Origin of the sequence: Pseudomonas entomophila (assembly GCF_029193575.1) — a bacterium.
Lineage (GTDB): Bacteria > Pseudomonadota > Gammaproteobacteria > Pseudomonadales > Pseudomonadaceae > Aquipseudomonas > Aquipseudomonas entomophila_G.
This window is the reverse complement of the sequence record NZ_JARGCS010000040.1, coordinates 15,473-28,676: the sequence shown is the minus strand read 5'-3', so window position 1 is coordinate 28,676 and position 13,204 is coordinate 15,473. Positions and strand designations below refer to the sequence as shown.

15 protein-coding genes are annotated in these 13,204 nt (G+C 67.3%); 9 read left to right on the top strand and 6 right to left on the bottom strand.

The genetic code is table 11. The features are described from left to right. Positions 1-49 precede the first annotated feature (49 nt). Positions 50-991 (top strand): LysR family transcriptional regulator, encoded by a 942-nt coding sequence (locus tag P0Y43_RS19105; RefSeq protein ID WP_275638818.1) that lies wholly within the window; start codon positions 50-52, stop codon positions 989-991. Position 992: 1 nt separating this feature from the next. Here the strand turns inward: P0Y43_RS19105 and P0Y43_RS19100 are convergent, their stop codons facing one another. Then, positions 993-1,448, bottom strand: a complete 456-nt coding sequence (locus tag P0Y43_RS19100) for a flavodoxin (protein WP_275638817.1) — start codon at positions 1,446-1,448, stop codon at positions 993-995. A gap of 102 nt (positions 1,449-1,550) precedes the next feature. On the opposite strand from P0Y43_RS19100, the gene P0Y43_RS19095 reads away from it, so the two are divergent. Beyond that, positions 1,551-1,988, top strand: coding sequence for a PAS domain S-box protein (locus tag P0Y43_RS19095; protein WP_275638816.1), 438 nt, complete (start codon positions 1,551-1,553; stop codon positions 1,986-1,988). 70 nt (positions 1,989-2,058) lie between these two features. After that, the gene (locus tag P0Y43_RS19090) at positions 2,059-2,676 is read left to right on the top strand and encodes a hypothetical protein (protein WP_275638815.1); all 618 of its coding nucleotides are present in this window, start codon (positions 2,059-2,061) and stop codon (positions 2,674-2,676) included. Here P0Y43_RS19090 and P0Y43_RS19085 read toward each other — a convergent pair. Further along, the gene (locus tag P0Y43_RS19085; RefSeq protein WP_275638814.1) at positions 2,661-3,602 is read right to left on the bottom strand and encodes a MerR family transcriptional regulator; all 942 of its coding nucleotides are present in this window, start codon (positions 3,600-3,602) and stop codon (positions 2,661-2,663) included. The genes P0Y43_RS19090 and P0Y43_RS19085 overlap by 16 nt on opposite strands. Positions 3,603-3,816: 214 nt before the next feature. Here P0Y43_RS19085 and P0Y43_RS19080 point away from each other — a divergent pair, with 214 nt between their 5' ends. From P0Y43_RS19080 to P0Y43_RS19065, 4 genes are all read left to right on the top strand, one after another. Continuing rightward, positions 3,817-4,377, top strand: coding sequence for an antibiotic biosynthesis monooxygenase (locus tag P0Y43_RS19080; RefSeq protein ID WP_275638813.1), 561 nt, complete (start codon positions 3,817-3,819; stop codon positions 4,375-4,377). A 71-nt stretch (positions 4,378-4,448) separates the two neighbouring features. Beyond that, complete coding sequence (gene folM, locus P0Y43_RS19075) at positions 4,449-5,141, top strand: dihydromonapterin reductase (RefSeq protein ID WP_275638812.1); 693 nt, start codon at positions 4,449-4,451, stop codon at positions 5,139-5,141. 9 nt (positions 5,142-5,150) lie between these two features. Then, positions 5,151-5,447 (top strand): DUF1244 domain-containing protein, encoded by a 297-nt coding sequence (locus P0Y43_RS19070; protein ID WP_275638811.1) that lies wholly within the window; start codon positions 5,151-5,153, stop codon positions 5,445-5,447. Beyond that, positions 5,440-5,781 carry a HopJ type III effector protein gene (locus tag P0Y43_RS19065; RefSeq protein WP_275638810.1) on the top strand — a complete coding sequence of 114 codons (342 nt, stop codon included), beginning with the start codon at positions 5,440-5,442 and terminating at the stop codon, positions 5,779-5,781. The genes P0Y43_RS19070 and P0Y43_RS19065 overlap by 8 nt, the downstream gene beginning before the upstream one ends. 52 nt (positions 5,782-5,833) lie before the next feature. Here P0Y43_RS19065 and P0Y43_RS19060 read toward each other — a convergent pair whose 3' ends face one another. The 3 genes from P0Y43_RS19060 to fabV form a co-directional block, all read right to left on the bottom strand. Then, the gene (locus P0Y43_RS19060) at positions 5,834-6,742 is read right to left on the bottom strand and encodes an alpha/beta hydrolase family protein (RefSeq protein ID WP_275638809.1); all 909 of its coding nucleotides are present in this window, start codon (positions 6,740-6,742) and stop codon (positions 5,834-5,836) included. Between the two features lie 133 nt (positions 6,743-6,875). Continuing rightward, positions 6,876-7,562, bottom strand: coding sequence for an N-acetyltransferase (locus tag P0Y43_RS19055; RefSeq protein ID WP_275638808.1), 687 nt, complete (start codon positions 7,560-7,562; stop codon positions 6,876-6,878). Between the two features lie 156 nt (positions 7,563-7,718). Further along, positions 7,719-8,930 (bottom strand): enoyl-ACP reductase FabV, encoded by a 1,212-nt coding sequence (fabV, locus tag P0Y43_RS19050; protein ID WP_275638807.1) that lies wholly within the window; start codon positions 8,928-8,930, stop codon positions 7,719-7,721. Between the two features lie 352 nt (positions 8,931-9,282). On the opposite strand from fabV, the gene P0Y43_RS19045 reads away from it, so the two are divergent. After that, positions 9,283-10,461 (top strand): acetyl-CoA C-acetyltransferase, encoded by a 1,179-nt coding sequence (locus P0Y43_RS19045; RefSeq protein WP_275638806.1) that lies wholly within the window; start codon positions 9,283-9,285, stop codon positions 10,459-10,461. A gap of 226 nt (positions 10,462-10,687) precedes the next feature. Here the strand turns inward: P0Y43_RS19045 and P0Y43_RS19040 are convergent, their stop codons facing one another. Next, positions 10,688-11,407: an SDR family NAD(P)-dependent oxidoreductase gene (locus P0Y43_RS19040; protein ID WP_275638805.1), complete on the bottom strand. Its 720-nt coding sequence runs from the start codon at positions 11,405-11,407 to the stop codon at positions 10,688-10,690. Positions 11,408-11,644: 237 nt separating this feature from the next. Here P0Y43_RS19040 and P0Y43_RS19035 point away from each other — a divergent pair, with 237 nt between their 5' ends. Continuing rightward, positions 11,645-13,144 carry a methylenetetrahydrofolate reductase C-terminal domain-containing protein gene (locus P0Y43_RS19035; protein WP_275638804.1) on the top strand — a complete coding sequence of 500 codons (1,500 nt, stop codon included), beginning with the start codon at positions 11,645-11,647 and terminating at the stop codon, positions 13,142-13,144. Positions 13,145-13,204: the final 60 nt, after the last annotated feature.

The window sequence follows — 13,204 nt, the reverse complement described above, 5'->3', positions numbered from 1 at the left end:
CAGAAGCGAATTGTTAGACTGGCATCAATTCCAAACTGGAATCACGATCATGGAATTCAAACACCTGCGCAGCTTCGTCGAAGTGGTGCACCGCGGCGGCTTCACCCAGGCGGCCTTGACGTTGCACATCAGCCAGTCGGCGGTCAGCAAGCAGGTCGCCCAGTTGGAGCAAGACATCGGCCAACCGCTGCTGGAACGCCAGGGCTCGCAGCTGCTGCTGACCGCTGCTGGGCGCATCGTGCTGGAGCGTGGCGAAGCGCTGCTGCGCCAGCGCCACGAACTGCTCGCCGAGCTCGACGACCTCAACCACCTGGTGCATGGCGAATTGCGCCTGGGCCTGCCGCAGTTGGGCGGCGAGGCGTTGTTCGCCGAGCTGTTCGCCGAGTATCGGCGGCGTCATCCGAACATCTCGATCCAGTTGCTCGAAGGCGGCAGCCGCATGGTCGAGCAGGCGATCAGGAGTGGTGAGCTGGAGCTGGGTGGCTGCATCACCCCGAGCGACCCGGCGTTCGACTACCAGCCGTTCTGCAACGAGCCGCTGGACGTGCTGCTGCCAGCCGGGCATGCGCTGGCCGCGCAGCAGGGGGTGGCGTTGCAGCAATTGGCCGATACGCCGTTCCTGCTGTACCACCGCAGTTTCATGCTCAATGACCGGCTGCTCAGCGCCTGCCAGCAGGAAGGATTCACGCCCAGGGAGGGCGGGCGCAGCGGCCAGGCGGACTTCCTCGCCGCGCTGGTGGCGGCCGAGCAGGGCGTGGTGTTGTTGCCGAGCGTGGTGGCGCGGGGGCTGGAGCGCGAAGGGGTGGTGCGCGTGCCGTTGCAGGCACCCGGCTTCCTGCGCTGGGACATTGCCTTTATCTGGCGGCGGGGGGCGTACCTGTCGAAGGCGGCGCAGGCATGGTTGACGTTGTTGCGGGAACGCGCGGGGGTTCAGGAAGGTGTTGTTGCGGCCGACGCCATCGCGGGGCAAGCCCGCGATGGGCTGGGGTAGATCAGCCCCGCAGCGCGCCCACCCACTCGGCCAGCCACGGCTCGGCGTCGGTCTCCGGGGTCACCGTCTCGCTGGCATCCAGGCGCAGCATCGGCTGCACTTCCCGCACACCCAGCTCGGCGAACAGCTCGCGCATCTGCTCGCCACCGCCGCAATAGGTGTCCCCGTAACTGGAGTCGCCCAGCGCAATCACCGCCCCCGGCAACCCGCGCCACTCACCCGGCAGCGTGTCACGTATGCTGCTGAACAGCGGCACCAGGCTGTCCGGCAACTCGCCCATGCCGGTGGTCGAGGTCACCGCCAGCAGCGCTTCGGGGGCAAAGCCGCGCAGGTCTTCCAGGGTGGCGCGGGCAGCGTGCCAGGCTTCGAAACCGGCAGCCTTGAGCAGGGATTCGACGTGACGGGCGACTTCTTCGGCGGTGCCATACACCGAACCGGAAATAATGGCGACTTTCATCGGGAACAGGATTCCGAAACTGAGTGAAAACGTAGGATACTAGCATCCATCAGTGGCAAAAGGCCGCCTCCGCTCAACGCTTTCCACCCCATGGCCTGGAACATGATCAACGCACAACTGCTGCAATCGATGGTCGACGCCTCGAACGACGGCATCGTGGTCGCCGAGCAGGAAGGTGACGACACCATCCTGCTGTACGTCAACGCGGCCTTCGAACGCCTCACCGGCTACACCCGCGACGAGATCCTCTACCAGGACTGCCGCTTCCTCCAGGGCGACGACCGCGACCAACTGAGCCGTGCGCGCATCCGCAAGGCCCTGGCCGACGGCCGCCCGTGCCGCGAAGTGCTGCGCAACTACCGCAAGGATGGCAGCGCGTTCTGGAACGAGCTGTCGATCACCCCGGTGTACAACGACGCCGACCAACGCCGCTATTTCATCGGCATTCAGAAAGACGTCAGCCGCCAGGTCGAACTGGAACGGGAACTGGCCCAGCTCAAGGCGCGCGCGGATGAACGGCAACCCGACGAACGCACCTGAACCAAGCGCCGATGGCGCGGTCAATCGCCGTGAAGAACCCCTCAGCCGCCTGCCAACCCCGAGTCCGATCATGCAAGCAGATGCCCTCCTGACCCAGGATGAGCTGGATTTCATTCAGGACATGCAGCACGCCCCCCAGCTGAACCTGGCCGACTCCATGTCGACCCTGCTGGTCAATGGCGACCGCCGCTTGCAGCAGTTGCTCACCCGCCTGGTGGCCAACGACCAGGTCACCTTGCAGGCCCAGTTCAACAACCAGCAGATCACCTTCCCCCTGCAACTGGTCGAGGACGAGTTCCACGCCCTGCACCTGCAGTTGGGCTCGCCGGAAATCTACGAGGACGGGCCCATGCTGCGGCCCTGGCGGCTGTCGATGGACCAACCGAGCGCGCTGGTCAATGCCCAGGGCGAGGCCACGCGCCTGTGGGTGCGCGACATCTCGTTCAAGGGGGTGCTGCTGCAGGTGACCGACGGCGCCCTGGTGCCGAACCACTTCGACCTGCAGTTCGCCCCGGGCGGCATTGCGCCCATCGCGCTGCAAGGCGTGCTGCGCCGGCGCATCGGCCCGGACCTTGCCGCCTACGACCTGGCCCGCACCTCGCCCGACGAGGTCGAGCGCCTGCGCGAATACATCCTCCAGGCCCACCGCAGGGCGCACCCCGAACTGCACACTCAGGTATCGAGCTGACCCGCCAGGTACTGGCGCAAACGCCGCCGCATCATCCCCGCCTCTGCCCCCAGGCAGGCCACCGGCCCGCCGTCGAGGGCGTCCTGGGCCATTTCCGCCGCCTCGCCCGCCACCAGCACCGGGCATTTCACACCCAGGGTCAGGCGTGCCAGGCGCTTGGCCAGGTCCGCCGCTGGGCGATGGTTGGCGAACAGCACCAGGGCATCGGGTAGCTGGCGTTCGCAGACCAGCGCCAGTTCATCCAGCGGCTGGGTCGGCGCGAGCACGGTGACGGCCAGGTCGTCACCGCCCAGCAGCAAGCCGGCCACCAGCAATTCCAACTCAGCCCCCTCGGCCGCCAACGGCGCCACGAGCACGCGCCACGACTTCGGCTCGCGTATCCGCTGCAACCGCAGCAGCGCCTGGCCACGCAGGAACTGGTCGAGGAACAGCCACTCGCTGCGCTGGCCGAAGCCCGCCTGGTCAGTGCCCAGTGCCTGCCACACCGGCAGGAACACCTCGTCGAACACCTGCTCCAGGGCGTGGCTGGCCAGCACTTGCTCGAACAGGCGCTCCAGCTCCGCGCGGTCGAAACCGTGCACGGCCTCGCGCACCTGCGCCTGCCAGCGCGCCGGGTCGTCCACGCCGCCCGCAGCCCCGCTGCCCTGCTCCAGCGCCTGGCTACGGGCCAGGATGCTGCCGACCTTGCTCACCGCCACGCCGCGCCGCAGCCAGCCGAGGATGCTGCCGATGGCGTCGATGTCGGCCTGGGAATACAAGCGGTGCCCGCTGGGCGTGCGGGTGGGCAGGATCAGCCCGTAGCGACGCTCCCAAGCGCGCAGGGTCACCGGGTTCACGCCGGTCAGGCGGGCGACCTCGCGGATCGGGAACAGCTCCGTGTGGGCCAGGGCAGCGTCGATCGCGTGGGCCGGAAGCGGCTCTTTCATGAGAGTGAAAACTCTGTCTTGTAGGATTGTGCCGGCCATTCTACGCCGGGACGCGCCAGCGGTCAGCGCACCCCGCCGCGCCCGGTACTGACCCGCCAGAAAAAATCCGCGATAATCGCGCCCGATTCTTGCTTATACACCTGCGTCGCCCACCACCCCGGGCACAGGTCAAAGGGGCCGGCTACCCGCCAGCCCCGTCGTCAGGAGATACACGATGTCTACCCCACCCGTCACCTTGATGGTGTCGCGCCGCGCCGCCCATGGCCGCTACCAGGACCTGCTGGCCTGGCTGCACGAAGGCGAGCAGCTGGCCACAGACTTTCCCGGCTACCTAGGCTCGGGCATCCTCGCGCCACCGAGCGATGGCGACGAATTCCAGATCATCTTCCGCTTTGGCGACGAGCCCACCCTGCACGCCTGGGAGCATTCCGCCTCGCGCCGGGCCTGGCTGCAGCGCGGCGACGGGCTGTTCGAGCGCCCCAAAGAGCGGCGCGTGACCGGCATCGACGACTGGTTCGGCACCGAAACGGTGCAAAAGCCGCCACGCTGGAAACAGGCCACGGCCATCTGGCTGGCGTTCTTCCCGGTATCGCTGCTGTTCAACCTGCTGTTCGGCCACTGGCTGGCAGCGTTGGACCTGCTGCCGCGCGTGCTGATCAGCACCCTGGCGCTGACGCCGCTGATGGTCTACCTGTTCATCCCGCTGTCGACCCGCCTGCTGGCGCCCTGGCTGACGCCCGCCGACAACACGCCACGAGGCCTGCGCAGCCGCTGAGGGGGCACGCCAGAGGGAAACAGTTCGGGTATGCTGGGCCTCACCGCACGAACAAGTTGACCGCCCCGAACATGAACAGCCCTATCCTCATCACCGGAGCCAGCCAGCGTGTCGGGCTGGCCCTCGCCCAGGCGCTGGCCCAGGCCGGCCACACGGTCGTCAGCGTCAGCCGCAGCATCCGCCCCGAGGCGGCGCACCCGAACATCGTCCAGTTCCAGGCCGACCTGTGCCTGGAGCACGACCGGCTGGCGCTGGTCGCCCACCTCGAGCAGCACTACGACGGCCTGCGCGCGATCATCCACAATGCCTCGCTGTGGCTCGACGACGACCTGTGCAACCTCGACACCATGTTCCGCCTGCACGTCGAGGCGCCCTACCACCTCAACCTGGCCCTGGGCGAGCAGTTGGCCAAGCTCGACAAGGCCGACATCATCCACATCTGCGACGAAACCTCCTCGCGCGGCAGCAAGAGCCACATCGGCTACGCGGCGACCAAGGCCGCGCTGCAGAACATGGTGCTGTCGTTCGCCGAAAAATACGCGCCGAAGGTGCGCGTCAACGGTATCCTGCCGGGCTTGCTGATCCTCAAGGAGGGCGGCGACGAGGCCTACCGCCAGCAGACCCTGAAAAAGGCCCTGCTGGAGTTCGAGCCCGGCGCCCAGCCGCTGATCGAGGCGGTGCTGTTCCTGCTCGAGAGCCAGTACAGCACTGGCAGCAACGTGGTCATCAACGGTGGCCGCCACCTGAAGAACCGCATGACCTGAGAGACGCCCATGACCCCGCAACAACAGCTCGAACTCGAAGCCGCCGCGTTCCGGCGCCTGGTCGAACACCTGCAAAAGCGCACCGACGTGCAGAACATCGACCTGATGAACCTCTCCGGCTTCTGCCGCAACTGCCTGTCCAAGTGGTACAAGGCCGCCGCCGACGAGCGCCAGCTCGACGTGAGCCTGGACGACGCCCGCGAGGCGGTGTACGGCATGCCCTACGCCGAGTGGAAAGCCCAATACCAGAAAGAAGCCAGCGCCGAGCAACAGGCGGCGTTCGAACAAGGAAAACCCCGTGACTGACCTGAACACCCTGCGCCAGAGCCTGGCCAGCGGCGAACACGTGTTCGCCGACACCCTGGCGTTCGTCGCCGCTCATTACGATTACCAGCCCCAGGCCTTCAACAACGGTGGCGTGGAAAACGCCGCCGGGCAGAACGAAGGTTCGTGCAAGACCCTGGGCCTGGCGTTGCTGGAAGGCTTGAGCGACCAGGAGGCCCTGCTGGCCTTCGGCGAGCACTACCGCAGCGTGCTGGCCACGCCCGAGGGCAGCGACCATGGCAATATCCGCGCGTTGATCCGCCATGGCCTGGCCGGCGTGACCTTCGCCGCGCAGCCGCTGACCCGGAACGCCTGACACCGGCGCGCCCCCTGTAGAGCGGCAAGCCCGCTCTACAGGGGATGTGAGGTCAGCCCAGCCGTGTGCCAGGCACCCGCGCCGACAACTCCCCGCACTGCAACCATTCCAGCGCGATCGGCCACAACCGCTCGCGGAAGCGGTCATGGAAAAACGCGAAATGCCCCACCGCCTGCTCCCCGATATCCACCGGCGCCAGCCGCTGGTGCCGGCGTTCGGCATGCGCCAGGTAGCTCAATAACCGGTCAGTGGCGGCCACCGTGCCGAACGGGTCGTCGGTCAGGGTGATGGCCAGGGTCGGCGCCCGCACCTGGGCGAACGGCCGGGCCTGGAGCAGGCGTGCGCTGGGGCGCTGCTCGTAGCGTGCCGTCGGCGTGCTCCAATCGCGCACCACCCCGGCCGGGGTGTCTTCCAGCCAGCCCAGGCGCTTGCCCGGGAAATAACCGAACAACCGCGTCAACAGCGGCATCAGCACATGCCACTTGCCCACCAGCCGCCAGCGCTGGTCCGCCGCGTAGTCGCGCCAGTAGGCGAACTGCGCGCCGACCATCACCACCCGCCGCACCACCCCGGCCGAGGGCGCCAGGCCCACCGCCCAGCCGCCGAAGCTGTGGCCGACCACGTCCACCGGCTGGCCAGGGAACTCGGCCTCGGCGCGCTGCAGCATGGCCTCGAAGTCCAGCCTGCCCCAGTCGCTCCACGAGGCTTGCAGGCCGCGCAGCGAGGCCGGGCGCGATTCGCCGATGCCGCGGTAGTCGTAGGTCAGCACGTCGCAGCCCTGGGCGAACAGGTAGTCGGCGAAGCGGCTGTAGTAACGGCAGCGCACGGAGGTGGCGGCGTTGATGATCACCAGCGGGCGCAACGGCTCGGGCTCGGCGTGACGCCATTGGAAACCACCGAGGCTGTAGCCATCGGCGGTGGTGTGGCGAAAAGCGGTGGCGGGCTGGGTCAGGCTGCTCATGGAGGGCTCCCTGCGACGTCGCGCCGGGAGGCGGACGGATTTTTTTGGAATCCGTCCACGCTAGCAAAAATTGCGGGGGCTGTACCGGCCCTATCGCGGGCCAAGCCCGCGCCTGCTGGGACGCGTTGATACTTCAGGTGGTGGGCAGGGCCCGCGCCACCCCGGGCTTGCGCAGCACCGCCAGGCGCGAACCGTCGTAGCGGGCTTCGCGGAACAGCTTCCAGCGCCCGAACAGGCCGTACACGTGCATCACCCGCCCCTGCTCGTGGTAGCCCATGCGCAGGTGCAGCTTCATCGCCGGCACGTTATGCGTCTCGACCACGTCCACCACCTTGTTGCAGCCCTTGGCGTACATGGCGTTCCACAGCTCGACCTGGGCGGTGACGGACAACTCGGTGCCGAAGAAGCGGCGGGTCATCTCGCCACCGAACTCGAAGAATTCCCCCGGTTTCACCGGGAAGGTGCAGCCGTAGTAGTGCTTGTCGTGGTAATCCACCACGCTGGCCCAGATGAACGCCACGGCATCGCCATGCTCATCCAGGTACATGTGCCCGGTGTGGCCAGCGGCGGCCAGTTCGCGCATGGTCTCGACGCGGTCGCCGAAATAGCGCGCGAAGGCATCGGCGTTGGCCGTGGTGATGTCCACCAGGGTCACCGGCGGGTGTTCCTTGAGGTTATAGGGGGGCACGGGGCTGACCAGGTCGCGCTCCATCCACAGCAACTCCCAGTGGAAGAACACGTAGCGTTCGAACAAGGTCTTGAAGGTGCGCTTGAGACCTTTCTGGCGGATCCGTTCTTGTAGTTTTTGCAATACGCGCATGCTGCCTCCCCGGCCGAGGCGAGATTACCTGGCCAATAGCTGCGGTATAGAACGGCCTCATAGCAGAGGGCCAGCAGGGGATTTGTTGCAGAATGTTAACAAGCCTTGGCGGGAACCCCGCGCCCGTCGGAAACGGGCACGGGGTCAAGGACTTGCTTACAGCTCGACGCAGTCGAACCGTACGTCGGTTGCCACGTCTTGGTCGTAGTCGACGTCAGCGCGCTCGAAGCCGAACAGGTTGAGGAACTGCTTCTTGTAACCGGCGTAGTCGGTCAGCTCGAACAGGTTCTCGGTGGTCACTTGCGGCCACAGGGCCTTGCAGGCGTCCTGCACGTCGTCGCGCAGTTCCCAGTCGTCCAGCCGCAGGCGGGCTTTCTCGTCCACCTCGGCCGGGGCGCCGTCGGCGCGGAACATGCGCTCGCGGAACATGCGGTCGAGCTGGTCCTGGGTGCCTTCGTGGACGCCCTTTTCCTGCATGATCTTGAACACCATCGACAGGTACAGCGGCATCACCGGAATGGCCGAGCTGGCCTGGGTGACCACCGACTTGAGCACCGCCACGTTGGCGCCGCCCTTGACCTTGCCGGCCAGCTGCTGGTCCAGGCGCAGGGCGGTTTCGTCCAGGTCCTGCTTGGCCTGGCCCAGGGCGCCGTGCCAGTAGATCGGCCAGGTGATCTCGGTGCCGATGTAGCTGAAGGCCACGGTGCGCGCGCCTTCGGCCAGCACGTCGGCGCCGGCCAGGGCGTCGATCCACAGCTGCCAGTCCTGGCCGCCCATGACGGTGACGGTGTCAGCGATTTCCTGCTCGCTGGCCGGCTCGATGCTGGCCTCGATGATGGTGTCCTTGTTGGTGTCGATGGCGGTCGACTTGTACGGCTGGCCGATCGGCTTGAGCGCCGAGCGCACCAGTTCGCCGGTCTGCGGCAGCTTGCGCACGGGCGAGGCCAGGGAGTAGATGACCAGGTCGACCTTGCCGCCCATGTCCTGCTTGATCAGCTCGATGACCTTGGCGCGGGCTTCGTCGGAGAAGGCGTCACCGTTGATCGACTTGCTGTACAGGCCGTCGGCCTTGGCGAACTTGTCGAAGGCGGCGGCGTTGTACCAGCCGGCGGTGCCGGCCTTGGTTTCGGTGCCCGGCTTTTCGAAGAACACGCCCAGGGTGTCGGCCTTGAAGCCGAACGCCGCGGTGATGCGCGCTGCCAGGCCGTAGCCGCTGGAGGCGCCGATCACCAGGACCTTCTTCGGACCATCCTCGCGCACGCCCAGCTTGCGGGTGGCTTCGATCTGGTCACGGACGTTGAGCTCGCAGCCCTTGGGGTGAGTCGTGGTGCAGATGAAACCGCGTACCTTGGGATGAATGATGGCCAATGTCTGTACCTCGTCAGGTTTATGCTGGGGAAGCGCCCGGGGGCGATTCCGTTTGATCAGAGGGTGAGACTACCCCCGCAAGTTATCCGACACATATTACGGGCTGGGCCGGGTGATTCAAATGCCCAGAGCGGTGACGGCCTCATCGCCGGGCAAGCCCGCTGCCACAGGCTCACCACGGCTTCTGGGAGCGGCGCCGTACCTGTGGGCGCGGGCTTGCCCGCGATTAAGGGCGGCACAGACACCCCAATTCATTTGCAAACCCGATCAATCGCAAAGAAAAACAAACTTCTCAAATGAGCGCAGGCCATGGAATGCTGTCCCGATCACGCTTGCCTCTCGGAGAACAACAATGAACGAAGTCGCCATCGTCGCCGCCACCCGCACCGCCATCGGCACTTTCCAGGGTGGCTTGGCCAACGTCTCGGCCGTCGACCTGGGCGCCGCGGTGATCAAGCGCCTGCTGGAGCAGACCGGCCTGGACCCGGCGCAGGTCGACGAGGTGATCCTCGGCCAGGTGCTCACCGCCGGCGCCGGCCAGAACCCCGCGCGCCAGGCCGCCGTCAAGGCCGGCCTGCCCCACGCCGTGCCGGCCCTGACCCTGAACAAGGTCTGCGGCTCAGGCCTCAAGGCCCTGCACCTGGCGGCCCAGGCCATCCGCTGCGGCGATGCCGAAGTGGTGATCGCCGGCGGCCAGGAGAACATGAGCCTGGCCCCCTACGTGCTGCCATCGGCACGCACCGGCCAGCGCATGGGCCACGGCCAGTTGGTCGACAGCATGATCACCGACGGCCTGTGGGACGCCTTCAACGACTACCACATGGGCATCACCGCCGAGAACCTGGTCGACAAATACGGCATCAGCCGCGAGCAGCAGGACGCCTTCGCCGCCGAGTCGCAACGCAAGGCCGTGGCCGCCATCGAGGCGGGCCGCTTCAAGGATGAGATCACCCCCATCCACATCCCGCAGAAGAAAGGCGAGCCGCTGGTGTTCGACACCGACGAGCAACCGCGCCCCGGCACCACCGCCGAGTCCCTGGGCAAGCTGCGCCCGGCCTTCAAGAAGGACGGCAGCGTCACCGCCGGCAACGCCTCCAGCCTCAACGACGGCGCCGCCGCGGTGCTGCTGATGAGCGTCGCCAAGGCCAAGGCCCTGGGCCTGCCAGTGCTGGCCAAGGTGGCCGGCTACGCCAGCGCGGGCGTTGACCCGGCGATCATGGGCATCGGCCCGGTGTCGGCAACCCAGCGCTGTCTGAGCAAGGCCGGTTGGCAGTTCGCCGACCTGGACCTGGTCGAGGCCAACGAGGCCTTCGCCGCCCAGGCCTTGGCCGTGGGCAAGGAACTGGAGTGGGATGCCGCGCGGGTGAACGTCAATGGCGGGGCGATCGCCCTCGGCCACCCGATCGGCGCCTCGGGCTGCCGGGTGCTGGTGACCTTGCTGCACGAAATGATCAAGCGCGATGCGAAGAAAGGCCTGGCGACCCTGTGCATCGGCGGTGGCCAGGGCGTGGCGCTGGCGATCGAGCGTTGATCCTGAGTTGAGCGTACCGGCCCTATCGCGGGGCAAGCCCGTTCCTACAGCGGTGTTCTGACGGACAGCTGTACCTTGTAGGAGCGGGCTTGCCCCGCGATAGGGCCACCCCATTGCCCCGGCACCACCGCCCCCACTGTCGGTGCTGTATCCGGCCCGGCCTCATCGCGCGCCTACCGGCTCACCATCGGCCCCGCGATCACGGGCGCAGCCCGTGCCACCCGCCTCAGAACCGCTCGTCGAGCATCGCCGGCATCGTCAACTCGCGCACATAGCTGGCCGGCGACAGCGCCAACAGCGTGCGCACCACCTGCACCACATCGTGCAGCGGCACCAACGCCCCCTCCCCCCGCGCCGCCGCCTCGCCCAGCGGCACGTCCAGCCCGTCCTCGGTATTCAGGTACCCCAGGTTCAGGCAGGTCACCCCCAAACCTTGCGCCCGATACCCCTCGCGCAACGCATCGGCGAGCCCCTGCAAGGCGAACTTGCTGGCCCCGAAGGTCACCTCGGGCCGCCCGCTGCGTGGCAGGCCCGAGGTCGAGCCGGTCAGCAGCAGGCGTGGCCGCTCACTGCGCAGCAACAGCGGCAGCAGGCGCTTGATCAGCAGGATGGTCGCGGTGACGTTGCAATCGACCATCGCCACCAGTTGCGCGTCGCGGTCTTCGAGAAAATCGTAGGCGGGGTCGAAGGCCTGATCTTCCCAGAGGCCGAGGTTGTAGATCAGCGTGTCGAGGGGCTGGCCACGCAGGGCCTGTTCGATATGGGCCACAGCGGGCAGCGGTTGGCTGAGGTCGGCTTCGATCCAGCTCACCTGCACGCCTTCGCGGGGGCTGAGCCAGGCGGGAGTCGTGCGGGAAACGCCGGTGAGCAGGTCGCCGGGGTCGCCCAGGCCTTCGATGAGCGCCTTGCCCAGGCCTTTGCTGGCGCCGATTACCAGAACGTTCATTGCCTGACACTCCTTGTCGTCATGGTTGGGAGCGGGCATGCAAGCAAATGCTGAAATAGCTGGCAAAGATTGGATTGTTTCCAGATGTGCCCCGCACAGCTTGAGGGGCACCCGCGACAGGGCCCGCATGAACACCGCAAAATGTCTCATCCAAATCAATTCCCTACGCTTTTGGACAAGCCCACCCCAACCCTATCCCCCACAATGGCCTCCTGCCCCAACCCGGTACCGCCGCCCATGACCCCGCTGAAACGCGCACTGCACGACCGCACCTTCGTCTGCGTCATGGAGTTCGTGCCCAAACCCAACAGCCAACGCTTCGCCGCCCTCGAAGCGATCATGGCCCGCACCCACCTGTGCGGCTGGCCGCTGGCGGTGTCCATCGGCGACCGCGTCGCCAGCCCCCTGGACCTCTCGCCCCTGGACGCCTGCGCCAGCTTCACCACCCCGGTGCCCACCCTGCTGCATTTCTCCGGCAAGGACCGCGAACGCCAGGACCTGCTCGCCCAGCTCCCACGCATGGACGCCGCCGGCCTCGACCAGTTGCTGCTGCTCACCGGCGACCGCCTGCCCGGCCACACCCCCGGCCAGCGCCCGGTGCGCTACCTCGAATCGGTCGGCGCACTGCACATCGTGCGGCAAGCGCGCCCCGACTGGCTGCTGGGCGCCGCGCTCAACCCGTTCAAGTACCGCGAGGAAGAAGGCGGCGCGCAGTACTTCAAGGCCGAGAAAAAGCTCAGCGCCGGCGCTGACTTCCTGATCCTGCAACTGGGCTTCGACGTCCAGAAGTACCGCGAGGCCATGGCCTGGATGCAGCGCCAGCCCAGCCCCAAGCCCATGCTCGCCTGCATCATGGCCCTGACCGAGGGCCGCGCGAAGATGCTCGACCACGTCGCCGGGGTGACCGTCAGCCCCGGCATGCGCGCATTGCTGGCCGCCGAGGCCGGCGTGTCCAAGGCCTTCGCCCAGGACCGCGCCACCCAGCGCCTGGCCCTGCAGGTGATCGGCCTGCGCCTGCTCGGCTATGCCGGCATCAACCTCTCCGGCATCCACGAACTGGAACCATTCCTCGCCCTGGAGCAGGCCCTGGAGCACTGGCTGCCGCGCCTCGAAACCCTGGAGCAATGGGGCCACGCCTGGGACGCCGCCTGGCGGATACCCGGCGTGCCCGACGTGACCTTCCACCCGCCCGCGCACGCCTGGCAACAGGGCCAGCGCGAGGTGCGCGCCAGCGCCAAGGAAAAGGCCCGTTACCACCTGCTGGCGGCCCTGCACCACCAGCTGTTCAGCCGCCAGACCCTGCTCAGCAAGGCCTTCGGCTGGGCCGTGCGCCGCCCAGTGTGGTCCGCCGCAGGCCCGGCGAAGCTGCTGCACCGGGTGGAACGCAGCCTCAAGCGACCGCTGGTGGGTTGCGACACCTGCGGCCAATGCCGCCTCGAAGACACCCTCTACATCTGCCCGGAAACCTGCCCCAAGGGCCTGGCCAACGGCCCCTGCGGCGGCACCCAACTGAACCGCTGCGAGTTCGGCGACCGCGAGTGCATCCACAGCCGCAAGTACCGCACGGCCGTGTCGGTGGGCCAGGCGGCGGTCTTGAGCGAACGGCTGATCCCTTGCGTCGAGGTCGGCGGCCGTCACCAGAGCTCATGGCCGCGCTGGTTCGCGCCCCATCCGCCCATCGAAGCGCACACCGCGACGCCGGGCCGGGATTGTGCGCAGGAGACGTATTTGTCATAGTGCCGACGCTGCGCCTACATCAAGCCGACCACCCTCCTACACCAAGAGTCGGCAAACCTT